This window comes from Pantoea sp. QMID4, from assembly GCF_030270445.1.
Lineage (GTDB): Bacteria > Pseudomonadota > Gammaproteobacteria > Enterobacterales > Enterobacteriaceae > Pantoea > Pantoea vagans.
The window spans coordinates 216247-230345 of record NZ_BSXL01000008.1 but is presented as its reverse complement, the minus strand read 5'-3'; the positions used below and the strand labels follow the sequence as shown (position 1 = coordinate 230345).

The window sequence follows — 14099 nt, the reverse complement described above, 5'->3', positions numbered from 1 at the left end:
GGGTTGAGTGCAAGAGGGGTTTCACTTTCTCTTGCGACTTCAGCCTTAATGGCGTCAATTGTAACGGAATTCAATCCCGCTGTAAGTTTAAGCGTGAAAAAAGCTGCCCGATTCCGCTATTCAGGATGGAAAATGCCGATAACCTGCTCATTGGTCCGAACCTGATCGCGCGCCTGCTTATCTGCCTCACGCATCTGATGACCACACTTCACGCACTCCACCACATCAACATTGTTTTCACGCCACATCGCCAGCGTGTCCTTCTCCTGGCAGTGCGGGCATGTCGCACCGGCAATAAAACGTTTACGCATTAGCTTCTGCCTGCTTAAAAAGGTTATTGATCATCGTCCCAGCCGTCGATCTGCCGCTTTTCGCGCTGCATTTCACGCTGGAAGATATCTTCCAGTTCACGCCGCGCTTCACGGACGCGTGAAGCCTGTGCCGCGCTTTCAGAGAGCGTTGGCACCAGCTCGCGAAGCATCCGCATATCAAGCCGGCGGAAATGCTGCTGAGCGCGATGCGCCTGATGGGGATGCATCCCTAGTGACATCAATGTTTTACGACCCAGTTCCAGCGCACTGGAGAAGGTCTCACGCGAGAACTGGGTGACGCCTGCCTGTAGCAGCTCATGCGCTTCCACACGGCCCCGGGCGCGCGCCTGAATCTGCAGTTGCGGAAAATGCTGCTGGCACAGATGCACGATAGTCATCACATCCTCCGGCTCATTACAGGTGATCACAATCGACTGGGCGCTGGCTGCACCGGCGGCACGCAGTAACTCCAGCTCGGTGGCATCACCGTAATAGACCTTGTAACCATATTTACGCATCAGACTCACTACACTGATGTCGCGTTCCAGCACGGTAATGCGTTTGTTATTCGCCATCAGCAGGCGGCCTATCACCTGACCGAAGCGACCAAAGCCCACCACAATGACCTGCGGCTGATCATCTTCAACAAAGTGTTTCTCTGCATTTTCGTCCGGCTCATTAAAGCGGCGTGCCAGCAGTCGGTCGATACCCTTCATCAGCAACGGCGTGGTCATCATCGACAATGTCACCGTCACCAGCAGCATCGGCAGTTGATCGCCTGAGAAGAGCTTTGCCGAGGAGGCCGCTGAAAAGAGCACAAAGGCAAACTCGCCGCCCTGACTCAGTACGCCAGCAAACTGCTGTCGCTCGGAACTGCGCAGGCCATAAATGCGCGCCAGCAGATAGAGCACCAGCGTTTTCACCGCCACCAGCGTCACCACGCCCAGCAGGATGGTCACAATATGGGTATAGAGCACGCCGAGGTTGAGCGCCATGCCCACCGAAATAAAGAACAGGCCCAGCAGCAGCCCCTTAAACGGATCGATAGCGACTTCCAGCTCATGCCGGTATTCACTTTCTGCCAGCAGGATCCCGGCGATAAAGGTGCCCAGCGCCATCGATAGCCCGAGCGCATCCATAAACAGCGCGGAGCCCAGCACCAGCAGCAGCGACGCCGCGGTAAAGACTTCGCGCACGCCTGATGCCGCGATGTAACGGAAGATCGGCCGCAGCAGATAGCGTCCGCCCACCAGCATGCCGGCAAACGCCAGCACCTTCATACCGACTTTCATCCAGTCGATGTGACCGCTGTCGGTGCCGGCCAGCAGCGGGATCAGCGCCAGCGCCGGGATGACCGCGATATCCTGAAACAGCAGCACCGAAAAGCCCAACTGCCCGGCTTCGCTGCGGTTCATGCCTTTATCCATCATCAGCTGCAGCGCCATGGCAGTCGAAGACATCGCCAGACCAATTCCACCGATGATTGCCGCCTGCCAGCTAAAGTCGGTCAGCCATAATAAGCCGCCCAGAATAGCCGCTGAGAAGATCACCTGCGCCGCGCCGACGCCAAAAATGGAGCGGCGCAGCGCCCACAGCTTTGCCGGGTTCAGCTCCAGCCCGATAATAAACATCAGGAAAACCACGCCGAGCTCAGAGAAATGAAGAATCTCATCGACGTCGCTGATAAAGCCTAAACCCCAGGGGCCGATAGCGATACCCGCCACCAGATAGCCCAGAACAGCACCAATACCGAGGCGAGCCGCCACCGGCACAATCAATACCGCCGCGACCAGATAAATCACCCCGGCGGTCAGCAGCGTTTGCCCTTCCATCTATACCCCTCCATTCGGCAGCGGTGCTGCCAGCCAGTCGCCATAGGCGCGGGCATAATTTTTCATTAATTCCGGACTCTGCCGACGCGCCCAGTAGACGATCATCGGCGGCATCCAGTGCATACGGCACATCTGCGCGGTCAACTCAAAAGGACGCATAATGTCATTGAGCGAATAGCGGTTCAGACCCTGCTGTTTAAAGGCACTTTCCGGCTCCCCGGTCGTCACCACGCTGCGCCAGTACTTGCCCTCCAGCGCATTGCCATCCACACCATTGGCGAAACCGCGTGAAAGAACGCGATCCAGCCACTCTTTCAGCAGCGCCGGACAGCTATAGGTATAGAGCGGATGCTGGAAAATGATGACGTCATGTTCACGCAGCAGCTGTTGTTCATAGTGAATATCGATAAAAAAATCCGGATAGGTCGCGTACAAATCGTGCACGGTAACGTGTTCCAGTGCCTGAGCCGGCTGTAGCAGAATCCGATTCGCGATCGAATCCTGTGATTCCGGATGAGCATAAAGCAGCAAAACCCTGGGTGGCTGCGACATCCTTTCCCTCCAAAGCGTCGTCATTGGTGCGGTTTTCCGCTACCATGCACAACGCAGCAAAATCTCATTATGTTGCCAGTAAATTAACATATTCTGACGATACGGCGCTTACATGATTGTCTTCTCAGCCTTACAAATTCGCCGCGGCATCCGCGTCCTGCTTGACAACGCCACCGCCACCATCAATCCCGGCCAGAAGGTCGGGCTGGTGGGTAAAAACGGCTGTGGGAAATCCACGCTGCTGTCGCTGTTAAAAGGTGAAATCACCAGCGATGCCGGTACCGTCACGTTCCCCTCTCACTGGGCGCTGGCCTGGGTGAATCAGGAAACCCCCGCGCTGGATAAAGCTGCGCTGGAGTACGTGATTGATGGCGATCGCCAGTTTCGCCAGCTTGAGGCAGAACTGGCGGACGCCAATCTGCGCGACGATGGCAATGCTATTGCGCTGCTGCATGGCAAGCTGGATGCGGTGCAGGCGTGGAGCATTCATGCGCGCGCCTCAAGCCTGCTGCACGGTCTGGGCTTCAGTCAGGAACAGTTGCAGCGGCCGGTCAGCGACTTCTCCGGTGGCTGGCGCATGCGCCTTAACCTGGCGCAGGCGCTGATTTGCCGCTCCGATCTGCTGCTGCTGGATGAACCGACCAACCACCTCGATCTTGATGCAGTAATCTGGCTGGAGCGCTGGCTGAAGAGTTATGAAGGCACGTTGATCCTGATCTCGCACGATCGTGACTTCCTCGATCCGGTCATCGACAAAATTATCCATATCGAACAGGAGTCGATGTTCGAATACACCGGCAACTACAGCTCCTTTGAGCGGCAGCGCGTCGCCAAACTGGCTCAGCAGCAGGCGCTGTATGAGAGTCAGCAGGAGAAAGTGGCGCATTTACACAGCTACATTGATCGTTTCCGCGCCCAGGCTACCAAGGCGAAGCAGGCGCAGAGCCGCATCAAGATGCTGGAGCGCATGGAGATGATCGCGCCGGCCCATGTCGACAATCCGTTCAGCTTCACCTTCCGCAAGCCGGAGAACCTGCCTAACCCGCTGATGAAGATGGAGAAGGTCACCGCGGGCTATGGCGACCGTATCATTCTCGACGCCATCAAGCTCAACCTGGTTCCGGGATCGCGAATCGGCCTGCTGGGACGTAACGGCGCCGGTAAATCGACCCTGATCAAGCTGCTGGCAGGTGAGCTGGAAGCGATGGACGGCAAGATGGGTCTGGCGAAAGGGATCAAGCTCGGTTACTTCGCCCAGCATCAGCTGGAGTACCTGCGGGCTGACGAGTCGCCGCTGCAGCATCTGTCGCGCATTGCGCCTCAGGTGCCTGAACAGCAGCTGCGTGACTATCTTGGCGGCTTCGATTTCCGTGGCGATAAAGTCACTGAAAACACCGAACGCTTCTCCGGCGGTGAGAAGGCGCGACTGGTACTGGCGCTGATTGTCTGGCAGCGCCCTAACCTGCTGCTGCTCGATGAACCTACCAACCATCTGGATCTCGATATGCGTCAGGCGCTGACTGAAGCGCTGATCGACTTCGAAGGTGCGCTGGTGGTGGTGTCGCACGACCGTCACCTGCTGCGCGCCACCACCGACGATCTCTATCTGGTGCACGATGGCAAAGTGGATGTGTTTGAGGGCGACCTCGAAGATTATCAGCAGTGGCTGAGCGATCTGCAGAAACAGCAGGCACAACAGGATGCCGCACCAAAGCAGGATAACGGCAACAGTGCCCAGGCGCGTAAAGATCAGAAGCGCCGCGATGCCGAACTGCGCACCCAGACGCAACCCCTGCGCAAAGAGATCGAGAAGCTGGAAAAGCAGATGAGCAAATGGCAGAGCCAGTTGGCCGATGCCGAAGCGCAGCTCTCAGACAGTGCGATTTATGATCCGAGCCGTAAAGTGGACCTGACCACCGCGCTGCAGCGTCAGGCGGAGAGTAAATCTGCGCTGGAAGAGGTTGAGATGGCGTGGCTGGAAGCCCAGGAACAGCTCGAACAGATGATGGCTTCATAAATAAACTCTCCCCGCGAGCGGGGAGATTCTCTTTTAACGCGGTTTGTCTCCCAGTACCGTCGCCCGCTGCATGATCCGCCGGGCAGGATAGTAGTCGGCATTAGCATAATGCTGCGTGACCCGATTATCCCAGATAGCCAGATCGTCTGGCTGCCAGCGCCAGCGCACCTGAAACTCGGGTTTGGTGGCATGCGCAAACAGGAAGCCCAGCAGCGCATCACTCTCCTTCTCGCTTAACTCCACAATCCGCGTGGTAAAACCCTCATTCACAAATAGCGCTTTTTTGCCGCTGACCGGATGGGTGCGGATCACCGGATGCTGCACCGGTGGATGCTTCGCCACCGCCTGCTGCCAGCGCTGATGTTCCTCTTCAGTTTTGCGGTACTTGTACTCCTGGAATGACTTTTTGAAATCATGCTCGGCACTCAGGCCTGCCAGCAACTGCTTAAAAGGCTCAGAGAGCGCCTCATAGGCCGCAATGCCACTGGTCCAGAGCGTGTCACCGCCCGCCTCCGGCAACACTTTTGAGGCCAGCAAAGCGATGGCCGGTGGCGTGTCGATAAAGGTGACATCGGTGTGCCAGTTGTCGTTATCTGGCGGATTATCCTGATGCGTATCCAGCACGATAATCTCCTCAACACCTTCTGCGTGAGGATAGACCGGATGGATATGCAGGTCGCCAAAGCGGATTGCCAGGGCACGATGCTGTTCCGGCGTAATTTTCTGGTCACGCAGAAACAGCACCTGGTGGCGCAGCAGGCCATGGTAAATCTGTTCAAACTGCGCATCACTTAATGGCCGGGAGACATCCAGGTTTGAAACCTGCGCGCCGATATAGGGGCCAAGCGGGATAAAACTGAGACGTTCATTCATGACTGTTCTCCACTCCAGGGCGTCAGTCGGCGCTGCAACGCGCGGAGCCCGAGTTCTAAACTAAAAGCAATAAAGGCGATCACTGCGATACCCGCCAGCACCACATCAGTGGCGAGAAACTCTCCCGCTGACTGCACCATAAAACCGAGACCCCGCGTGGCGGCAATCAACTCCGCCGCCACCAGCGTTGACCAGCCCACGCCCAGACCAATGCGCAGACCGGTCAGAATCTCTGGCAGCGCACCTGGCAGAATCACCCAGCGCAGCAGCTGCCAGCGGTTAGCCCCCAGCGAGCGAGCAGCGCGAATACGTACCTGCTGTGTGTTACGCACCCCGGCCAGGGTAGAGAGCGTCACGGGCGCGAAGATCGCCAGATAGATCAGCAGGATTTTCGAGGTCTCACCAATGCCGAACCAGATAACCATCAGCGGCAGATAGGCGAGTGGCGGAATCGGGCGATAGAGCTCAATCAGCGGATCGAGCAGGCCACGAGCAACCGGGCTGAGGCCCATCAGAATCCCCACCGGAATACCGATAGCGGCAGCAGCCGTCAGCGCAATCAGCATCCGCGTCAGGCTGGCGGCCAGATGCTGCCACAGCGTGGCATCCATAAAGCCCTGCGCGCTGGCAATCACCAGCAGCTTGCTGAACACCTGCTGCGGCGACGGCAGGAACAGCGGAGCAATCAGGCCCAGCGCGGTGACGCCCCACCAGAGCAGTAACAGGAGAGAGAGGCTCAGCATGCTCAGCGTAAAGGCGGTTGAAAACGGCCAGCGCAGCCTGCGGCGCACCGGCAGAGACTTGTCCTGGATTAACGCGCTCATGCAAACGCCTCCCGCTGATCAAATACCCGGCTCAGCACATATTCGCGCTGGGCGATAAACTGCGGATCGGATTTGATGCTGCGGCACGACTCTCCCGCAGCAAAACGGCGGCCAAAGTCGGGCCGTAGCCGCTCCACGATACGGCCCGGTCCTGGCGACAGCAGAATCAGTTCGCTGGCGAGGAAAATCGCCTCTTCTATATCGTGTGTAATCAGCAGGATCTGTTTACCGCTGTCGCGCCACAGCGTCAGCAGCAGGGTCTGCATCTGCTCACGGGTAAAAGCATCCAGTGCGCCAAACGGCTCATCCAGCAGCAGCAGTTGCGGATCGGTGGCCAGCGCGCGGGCAATACCTACCCGTTGACGCTGACCGCCGGACAACTGCCAGATGGCGCGCTTTTCCGCCCCTTCCAGCCCGACCTGCCTGATGAGTTTCCGCGCTATGGCCTCACGTGCCTGGCGCGGCATCCCCGCCAGCTGCAGCCCAAAGGCAACGTTATCCAGCACGTTGCGCCACGGCAGTAACCCTTCATGCTGAAACACCACGCCGCGCTCCGCGCCTGGCCCGGTCACCGGCTGGTTATCCAGCGTGATGCTGCCCGACTCCACCGGCAGGAATCCGGCCACCAGATTAAGCAGCGTGGTTTTGCCACAGCCGGAGGGGCCGAGCACGACCAGCAGTTCCTGGCTATCCAGTTGCAGATTGATATCCTGCAACACGGGCTGTCCGGCATAACGGGCATTAAGGTGAGCGATGCGCAGCATAGTGCCTCCTTACGGTTTAACTAATGGCTCGACGAAGCGGGAGGTCACATAACTGCTGTAGTCGTTATCCGCCTGCGGCACCCGGCCCTGCGCTTTCAGAAACTGCGCGGTATCGACGATCGCCTTATTAACCGGCTTGCCCAGCTGCTCAACCTGCTGCTGCGCCGTCAGGTAGGTATTGCCCTTCACCAGACCCGGCACCTGCGCTTCCGGCACACCGCTCAGGCGTGAGAGTTTGCTGAGGTTATCGGGCTGCTTCAGCCAGCTGTCGGGATTGTTAAGGTAGGCCTGCTGTGCATCGATCGCGCTGCGGGCAAAGGCGGTCACGATCTCCGGGTGCTGTTCGGCAAAATCTTTGCGGACTACCCAGACATCCAGCGTCGGTGATCCCCAGCTTCCCACTTCCGCAGAGTCGGTTAACACCTTGCCCTCTTTCTCCAGCTCATTGACTGCGGGCGCCCAGACGTAAGCGCCATCAATGTCGCCACGCTGCCAGGCCGCGATAATCGCTGGCGGCTGCAGGTTCACCAGCTGCACCTGCGACGGCTTGATGCCCCAGTGCTTCAGTGCAGCCAGCAGGCTGTAGTGGGTGGTGGAGATGAACGGCACCGCGATGCGTTTACCGATGAGATCATTGGGGGAGGTAATATTCTTTTTTACCACCAGCGCTTCAGAGTTACCCAGCTGAGAGGCGAGTAAGAATGCTTCAATCGGCAGTTTCTGCGCTGCTGCGACCGCTAACGGACTGGAACCGATATTACCAATCTGGACGTCGCCGGAAGCCAGTGCGCGTAAAACGCCTGCACCGCTGTCAAACTTACGCCAGTCAACGCTGGCCCCGCTTTCTTTCGCAAAACTGTTGTCAGCCTGCGCCACTTTCGCGGGTTCGGCTGAGGTCTGGTACGCCACGGTGACATTGACCGCATCTGCCCGAAACGCCAGCAGCGCCAGCGCTGCGGCTAAAAAAGTTAAACGTGTTGCTGCCATGATCATTACCCCGCCATTTTTATCGTGGAGGTAGTGTCTGCGGCCGCTATAGTTTCATAAAGGAATTAAAAATTATCCCTAATAGAAATAAGTTCTTAGATCACTATCTGCAAAACTAAGTTAAAAATCGCAAATGCTGAAAATAGCTAAAGTAAGCAAAAATGTCAGGCGCTCACATTATCCCTGTGCTATTGATATGCGTTCCCAATTTTTGCCTGTTAAGGTCTCTGTGTCCGATGTCGATCGAGAAAGTCGCTCAGCTGGCTGGCGTCTCCAAAGCCACGGTATCGCGGGTTCTCAACGCGCATCCCGGCGTAAAGCCCGATACGCGTGAGAAAGTTCTGGCGGCAATCTCTGCCTGCGACTATCAGCCCAATCTGCTGGCTCGTCAGCTGCGTACGGCGCAAAGCAACATGCTGCTGGTGCTAATCTCGGATATCACTAATCCCTTCTGTTCACGCGTGGTTCAGGGCATCGAGGCCGAAGCGGAACTGCATGGCTATCATATCCTGCTCTGTAACTCCGCCTCGCAGCTTCAGCGTGAAGCCGCCTATCTGAGTCTGCTGACCGGCAAAGTGGTGGATGGCGTGATTACCATGGATGCGGCCTCCGGCTTACAGGATTTGCAGGCGCTGATCGCCGGAGCCCCCTGGGTGCAGTGTTGTGAATTTAATCCCGACATTCCCGCCTCCTCAGTCAGCATTGACCACCTTGAAGCGGCGCGTGACACCGTCCATTACCTCGCCGGTAAAGGGCGTAAACGCATCGGGCTGGTCAATGGCGACATGCGCTACCTCTACTCGCATCATCGTGAAAAAGGCTACCGGCTGGCGATTGAGGAACTGGGGTATGCGTGGTCCGGCGTCTCTTATACCTGTGAGATCTCCCCTGAGGCAGGCAGTCAGGGGCTGAAGGAGTTGATGGCGCTGCCGGAACCGCCGGATGCGGTGTTTGCGGTGTCAGATGTACTGGCGGTAGGCGTGGTTCATGCGGCGCTGGAAGCAGGTCTGCGCGTGCCGGAAGATCTGGCGGTCGTCGGGTTTGATGGCGTACCGTTTACCCGCAGCCTGAATCCGCCGCTGACCACCATTGAGCAGCCGATGAACCAGCTGGGCGCGCGCAGTGTGCAGCTGCTGCTCCAGAAGATCCGCAATCCGAACGCGCCAGTGATTCGTGAGGTACTGCCCTGGACGCGCGTTGAACGCGCATCCAGCTGACTCAGTGCCAGATTAACAGCACGCAGGCCGCCGTCAGCAGCCCCATAGCCAGGTTAAAAGTTTTCCAGGCGCGACGGCTGCGCAGAATGCGGCCGATCATCGCGCCAAATCCCATCCAGATCACGCCTGACACCAGATTAACCAGAAACATGCCGACGCTTATCGCCATTACCGAATGACGATATGCATCACCCGCCAGACTGAAGCTGGCGACCGCGCCCAGCGCCATCAGCCAGGCCTTAGGATTGATGAGTTGCAGCAACCCACCCTGCCAGAACGGCATCGGCGCATCCGGTGCCTGATCGGTTTCCAGCTTTTCATAGCTGGACGTCGCTATCTTCCACGCCAGCCAGAGCAGATAGAGGCTACCGGCAATCTTCAGTACCAGGTGCAGCGATGGATAGAGCAGGATCAGACCGCCAACGCCAAAGGCCACCATCAGCAGCATCACCTGCATGCCGATCATGATACCGATCATCAGCGGAATGGTGCGCAGAAAGCCAAAATTAGCGCCTGAGGCGGTGAGTAACATATTATTAGGTCCGGGCGTAATCGCCGCGACCCAAAGAAAGCCCAACATTGATAAGAAGAGACTCAGTTCCATGGCAATCGGGTACTCCTTACCCTTGCAAAAAAAACTTATCGAAGCTAACAGTGTGATATGGAACAGACAAGCTTTTACCACATGAAATTTACCGGATCGGAAAACGAGCAATTCACACCGCCTGACAGCCTGCGTAACGCCCACCTGCAGACAATGCTACCGCGCCTGCTGCGTCGCCGTGTCACGTTCGCTCCACACTGGCAGCGACTCGATCTGCCGGATGGCGACTTTGTCGATCTCGCCTGGAGCGAAGATCCACAACAGGCGCAGCATAAACCGCGCGTCGTGCTGTTTCATGGGCTGGAGGGCAGCTTTCACAGCCCCTATATTCATGGCCTGATGAACATCTGCCGTGCGCGCGGCTGGCTGGCAGTGGTGATGCATTTTCGCGGCTGCAGCGGCGAACCTAACCGGCTGAACCGCATCTATCACTCCGGCGAAACGGAAGATGCCCGCTTTTTCCTGCACTGGCTGCGAACGCGCTGGGGCCAGGTGCCGACCGTTGCCATCGGTTTTTCTCTGGGCGGCAATATGCTGGGCTGCCTGCTGGGCCAGCAGGGCGCCGCTGCCGAAGTGGATGCAGGCGTCATTGTCTCCGCGCCGTTGCTGCTGGAGCCGTGTAGCGTGAAACTGGAACGTGGCTTCTCACGCTTCTATCAATACTATTTGCTGGCGCAGCTGAAGAAAAATGCCCGCCGCAAACTGCACGCGTGGCCGGACACGTTGCCGGTCAATCTGGCGCAGCTAAAAGCATTGCGACGACTGCGCGATTTTGATGATGCGATTACCGCCCGTGCCCACGGTTTTGTCGATGCAGCCGATTACTATCATCGTGCCAGCGCCATGCCCTGGCTGAAGCGCGCAGAGAAACCGCTGCTGATCATCCACGCCAAAGACGATCCCTTTATGAGTGATGAGGTGATCCCGCACAGCAGCCAATTATCTGCCACTATTACTTATCAACTGACACCACACGGCGGCCACGTCGGTTTTGTCGGTGGGACGTTACGCCAGCCCGAAATGTGGCTGGAACAGCGCATCCCGCAGTGGATCGCCTCTTTCCTGGACAACTGATCTCGTGATTATTCCCTGGCAACAGGTCTCTCCTGAGACCCTTGAAAATCTGATTGAAACCTTTGTGCTGCGTGAAGGCACTGACTATGGCGAGCATGAACGCAGCCTGCTGGACAAGGTGGCTGATGTGCGACGCCAGCTGGAAACCGGTGAGGTAGTGCTGGTGTGGTCGGAACTGCATGAATCGGTCAATATCATGCCACGCAAAGAATTTCGTGGCTGATGCACCCGGCACCCTTTCATGATAACAATGTTCATCGTCCGACCTCACAGGGAGCTTTTCTATGTCTGCACGTCATCCCATTATCGCGGTGACCGGTTCCAGCGGCGCAGGAACCACCACCACCAGCCTGGCGTTCCGCAAAATCTTTCAGCAGCTTGACCTGCATGCGGCGGAACTTGAAGGTGACAGTTTTCACCGCTTTACCCGTCCGGAAATGGATATGGCGATTCGTAAGGCGCGCGATCTGGGACGTCATGTCAGCTACTTCGGCCCGGAAGCCAATGACTTTGGCCTGCTGGAGCAGAGCTTTAAAGAGTATGGTCACAGCGGACAGGGTCAGTCGCGTAAATATCTGCACACTTACGATGAGGCGGTGCCGTGGAACCAGGTGCCCGGCACCTTTACGCCCTGGCAGCCGCTACCGCAGAACACCGATATTCTTTTTTATGAAGGATTGCATGGCGGTGTGGTGACGGCGCAGCACAACGTGGCGGAACAGGTCGATCTGCTGGTGGGCGTGGTACCGATTGTTAACCTGGAGTGGATTCAGAAGCTGGTGCGCGACACCGGCGAGCGCGGTCATTCACGTGAAGCAGTGATGGATTCCGTGGTGCGCTCAATGGAAGATTACATCAACTACATCACGCCCCAGTTTTCACGCACCCATATCAACTTTCAGCGCGTTCCAACCATCGATACCTCCAACCCGTTCGCAGCCCGCGCCATTCCGTCACTGGATGAGAGCTTTGTCGTGATTCACTTTCAGGGGCTGGAGGACATTGACTTCCCCTACCTGCTGGCAATGCTGCAGGGTTCGTTTATCTCGCACATTAATACGCTGGTCGTACCCGGCGGCAAAATGGGGCTGGCGATGGAGTTGATCATGGGCCCGCTGGTGAAGCGGCTTATGGAAGGTAAACGGATAGAGTAAGAGAGCAGATGCCTTTCGTGCGGTAAAGAATGACTGCTGAGCAGGCGTCAGGGAGCATACGCCTTTCGCAAAGACGCAAAACCGCCATCCATGGCACGCTCGGCCCGCCCCATCCCTGGGGCAGGACGCTTTGCTACAGGCGTATGCTCCCTTCGCTTCACGTCCGGCAACCGCATCCGGTTTCAGTAAGGCCGCTACAGACAAACCCTAGGCACAAAGAATCTGACAGCAATAGATAAGCTCAACACGCAGGGAACCGGGTCAGAAGAGGAAAGCGTCCCGCGGCTGGGACAAAAACGCCTTGAGCGTTTTTGAACAACGCAATGCGTTGGCCCGGTTACGGGCGCACCTCAGGGATGAGGTGCGTAATTGCGCGGGCCGAGCATGCCATGGATGGCGTTTTTTGCGTCTTTCCGATCTGACCCGGTTCTCTGCGCAGGCACAGTCTTGAAGCAACCTGCATCAGACACTGGAAGTGAAGTTAACAGGTCTGCGATGATCCCTGCGGCCATTAAAGCTCAACCACCTCATAGCTATGCGTAATCGTCACACCTTTACCCAGCATGATGGCCACCGAGCAATATTTTTCAGCTGAAAGATCGACGGCGCGTGAGACCGCTTTATCCTGGAGCGCTTTGCCACTCACGATAAAATGCAGGTTGATGTGCGTAAAGATTCGCGGCGCCTCTTCACGACGTTCTGAGGTTAGTTTTACTTCACAATCAGCCACATCGTTACGACCTTTTTGCAGAATTGAAACCACGTCAATCGCGCTGCATCCACCCGCCGCCATCAGCACCATCTCCATTGGGCTGGGCGCTTTATCACCCGAATTGCCATCCATCAGTATCTGATGGCCGGATGAGGATTCTCCGAGGAATGTCAGCCCTTCTACCCATTTCACTCTTGCCTGCATGATTTTTGCTCCGGAATGCGCTGTTTTGTCGCCAGAGTACGCTTTCACCTGGTAAACAGCAATCCAGAGAAATCCGCCTCTAGCTGAAGCGAGACAACAGAAGACAGTCGGCAAAAGCTGTGCTACAAACAGTGCTGAAAATATTTTTCGTCACCCGATGGCGAAGCCGGGAAGAATGATGCGCACTGCGCCTGATGCGGCCCGAATAATTTCCTGAAAAGGAAACGCTTGAAGCTTTCACCGCCTGACAGGGAAAACTGCCCCCTGTATTTTGGGCACGATTACAACAGAGGATAATAGCGAATGGTTCTCGGCAAACCGCAAACAGACCCTACACTCGAATGGTTCCTGTCCCATTGCCATATTCACAAGTATCCATCCAAAAGTACGCTGATTCATCAAGGTGAAAAAGCAGAAACGCTTTACTACATCGTGAAAGGTTCCGTCGCGGTTCTGATTAAAGATGAAGAAGGCAAAGAGATGATTCTTTCCTACCTGAATCAGGGCGATTTTATTGGTGAGCTTGGCCTGTTCGAAGAAGGTCAGGAGCGCAGCGCCTGGGTACGTGCGAAAAGCGCGTGCGAAGTAGCGGAGATTTCTTACAAGAAATTCCGCCAGCTGATCCAGGTTAACCCCGACATCCTGATGCGACTCTCCTCGCAGATGGCGCGTCGCCTGCAGGTCACGTCTGAAAAAGTGGGTAACCTCGCTTTCCTCGACGTCACCGGACGCATTGCTCAGACCCTGCTTAACCTGGCGAAGCAGCCAGATGCCATGACGCATCCCGACGGCATGCAAATTAAAATCACTCGTCAGGAAATTGGCCAGATTGTGGGTTGTTCACGTGAAACCGTGGGCCGTATTCTGAAGATGCTGGAAGATCAGAACCTGATCTCCGCACACGGCAAAACTATCGTCGTTTACGGCACCCGCTAATTCCTGTCATCCACGGCGTGATGGCAACATCACGCCGT

General features: G+C 56.7%; 15 protein-coding genes. 6 read left to right on the top strand and 9 right to left on the bottom strand.

Translation table 11 applies throughout. From position 1 onward, the window contains the following. Positions 1–116: 116 nt before the first annotated feature. From QSK07_RS18880 to kefG, 3 genes are read right to left on the bottom strand one after another with little or no spacing between them, the layout of a single operon-like run. Positions 117–311, bottom strand: coding sequence for a YheV family putative zinc ribbon protein (locus QSK07_RS18880; RefSeq protein ID WP_010253033.1), 195 nt, complete (start codon positions 309–311; stop codon positions 117–119). 23 nt (positions 312–334) lie between these two features. Beyond that, entirely contained in the window at positions 335–2143 is a 1809-nt protein-coding gene (kefB, locus tag QSK07_RS18875) for a glutathione-regulated potassium-efflux system protein KefB (RefSeq protein ID WP_013359253.1), read from the bottom strand. Further along, entirely contained in the window at positions 2144–2695 is a 552-nt protein-coding gene (gene kefG, locus QSK07_RS18870; protein WP_033784144.1) for a glutathione-regulated potassium-efflux system ancillary protein KefG, read from the bottom strand. A 112-nt stretch (positions 2696–2807) separates the two neighbouring features. Here kefG and QSK07_RS18865 point away from each other — a divergent pair, with 112 nt between their 5' ends. Then, positions 2808–4712: an ABC transporter ATP-binding protein gene (locus tag QSK07_RS18865; protein WP_285722291.1), complete on the top strand. Its 1905-nt coding sequence runs from the start codon at positions 2808–2810 to the stop codon at positions 4710–4712. A gap of 33 nt (positions 4713–4745) precedes the next feature. Here the strand turns inward: QSK07_RS18865 and tauD are convergent, their stop codons facing one another. The 4 genes from tauD to tauA are packed head-to-tail and all read right to left on the bottom strand — an operon-like array spanning position 4746 to position 8160. Further along, positions 4746–5585: a taurine dioxygenase gene (tauD, locus tag QSK07_RS18860; protein ID WP_285722289.1), complete on the bottom strand. Its 840-nt coding sequence runs from the start codon at positions 5583–5585 to the stop codon at positions 4746–4748. Further along, positions 5582–6409, bottom strand: coding sequence for a taurine ABC transporter permease TauC (gene tauC / locus QSK07_RS18855; RefSeq protein WP_285722287.1), 828 nt, complete (start codon positions 6407–6409; stop codon positions 5582–5584). Before tauC ends, tauD begins: the two co-directional genes overlap by 4 nt. After that, on the bottom strand, positions 6406–7173 hold the full coding sequence (gene tauB / locus QSK07_RS18850; protein WP_033784147.1) for a taurine ABC transporter ATP-binding subunit: 768 nt from the start codon (positions 7171–7173) through the stop codon (positions 6406–6408). Before tauB ends, tauC begins: the two co-directional genes overlap by 4 nt. Before the next feature lie 9 nt (positions 7174–7182). Further along, positions 7183–8160 carry a taurine ABC transporter substrate-binding protein gene (gene tauA, locus QSK07_RS18845; protein ID WP_285722285.1) on the bottom strand — a complete coding sequence of 326 codons (978 nt, stop codon included), beginning with the start codon at positions 8158–8160 and terminating at the stop codon, positions 7183–7185. Positions 8161–8396: 236 nt separating this feature from the next. On the opposite strand from tauA, the gene QSK07_RS18840 reads away from it, so the two are divergent. Next, entirely contained in the window at positions 8397–9377 is a 981-nt protein-coding gene (locus QSK07_RS18840; RefSeq protein WP_098052220.1) for a LacI family DNA-binding transcriptional regulator, read from the top strand. A 1-nt stretch (position 9378) separates the two neighbouring features. Here the strand turns inward: QSK07_RS18840 and QSK07_RS18835 are convergent, their stop codons facing one another. Next, positions 9379–9981 (bottom strand): LysE family translocator, encoded by a 603-nt coding sequence (locus tag QSK07_RS18835; protein WP_098052219.1) that lies wholly within the window; start codon positions 9979–9981, stop codon positions 9379–9381. A gap of 57 nt (positions 9982–10038) precedes the next feature. Between QSK07_RS18835 and QSK07_RS18830 the strand changes: the two genes are divergently transcribed. From QSK07_RS18830 to QSK07_RS18820, 3 genes are all read left to right on the top strand, one after another. Beyond that, positions 10039–11055: a hydrolase gene (locus QSK07_RS18830; protein ID WP_275222237.1), complete on the top strand. Its 1017-nt coding sequence runs from the start codon at positions 10039–10041 to the stop codon at positions 11053–11055. Positions 11056–11059: 4 nt separating this feature from the next. Next, positions 11060–11278, top strand: coding sequence for a YheU family protein (locus QSK07_RS18825; protein WP_013359263.1), 219 nt, complete (start codon positions 11060–11062; stop codon positions 11276–11278). Positions 11279–11339: 61 nt separating this feature from the next. After that, the gene (locus QSK07_RS18820) at positions 11340–12209 is read left to right on the top strand and encodes a phosphoribulokinase (RefSeq protein ID WP_013359264.1); all 870 of its coding nucleotides are present in this window, start codon (positions 11340–11342) and stop codon (positions 12207–12209) included. A gap of 511 nt (positions 12210–12720) precedes the next feature. Here QSK07_RS18820 and QSK07_RS18815 read toward each other — a convergent pair. Then, the gene (locus QSK07_RS18815) at positions 12721–13125 is read right to left on the bottom strand and encodes an OsmC family protein (RefSeq protein ID WP_013359265.1); all 405 of its coding nucleotides are present in this window, start codon (positions 13123–13125) and stop codon (positions 12721–12723) included. A gap of 303 nt (positions 13126–13428) precedes the next feature. Between QSK07_RS18815 and crp the strand changes: the two genes are divergently transcribed. Then, positions 13429–14061, top strand: coding sequence for a cAMP-activated global transcriptional regulator CRP (gene crp, locus QSK07_RS18810; RefSeq protein ID WP_003852956.1), 633 nt, complete (start codon positions 13429–13431; stop codon positions 14059–14061). Positions 14062–14099 lie beyond the last annotated feature (38 nt).

Coding starts and splice junctions, on each gene's coding strand:
- kefG (WP_033784144.1), bottom strand. CDS start 2,695: ATGTCGCAGCCACCCAGGGTTTTGCTGCTTTATGCTCATCCGGAATCA.
- QSK07_RS18835 (WP_098052219.1), bottom strand. CDS start 9,981: ATGGAACTGAGTCTCTTCTTATCAATGTTGGGCTTTCTTTGGGTCGCG.
- tauB (WP_033784147.1), bottom strand. CDS start 7,173: ATGCTGCGCATCGCTCACCTTAATGCCCGTTATGCCGGACAGCCCGTG.
- QSK07_RS18840 (WP_098052220.1), top strand. CDS start 8,397: ATGTCGATCGAGAAAGTCGCTCAGCTGGCTGGCGTCTCCAAAGCCACG.
- tauC (WP_285722287.1), bottom strand. CDS start 6,409: ATGAGCGCGTTAATCCAGGACAAGTCTCTGCCGGTGCGCCGCAGGCTG.
- QSK07_RS18880 (WP_010253033.1), bottom strand. CDS start 311: ATGCGTAAACGTTTTATTGCCGGTGCGACATGCCCGCACTGCCAGGAG.
- QSK07_RS18820 (WP_013359264.1), top strand. CDS start 11,340: ATGTCTGCACGTCATCCCATTATCGCGGTGACCGGTTCCAGCGGCGCA.
- QSK07_RS18815 (WP_013359265.1), bottom strand. CDS start 13,125: ATGCAGGCAAGAGTGAAATGGGTAGAAGGGCTGACATTCCTCGGAGAA.
- kefB (WP_013359253.1), bottom strand. CDS start 2,143: ATGGAAGGGCAAACGCTGCTGACCGCCGGGGTGATTTATCTGGTCGCG.
- crp (WP_003852956.1), top strand. CDS start 13,429: ATGGTTCTCGGCAAACCGCAAACAGACCCTACACTCGAATGGTTCCTG.
- QSK07_RS18830 (WP_275222237.1), top strand. CDS start 10,039: ATGGAACAGACAAGCTTTTACCACATGAAATTTACCGGATCGGAAAAC.
- tauA (WP_285722285.1), bottom strand. CDS start 8,160: ATGGCAGCAACACGTTTAACTTTTTTAGCCGCAGCGCTGGCGCTGCTG.
- tauD (WP_285722289.1), bottom strand. CDS start 5,585: ATGAATGAACGTCTCAGTTTTATCCCGCTTGGCCCCTATATCGGCGCG.
- QSK07_RS18865 (WP_285722291.1), top strand. CDS start 2,808: ATGATTGTCTTCTCAGCCTTACAAATTCGCCGCGGCATCCGCGTCCTG.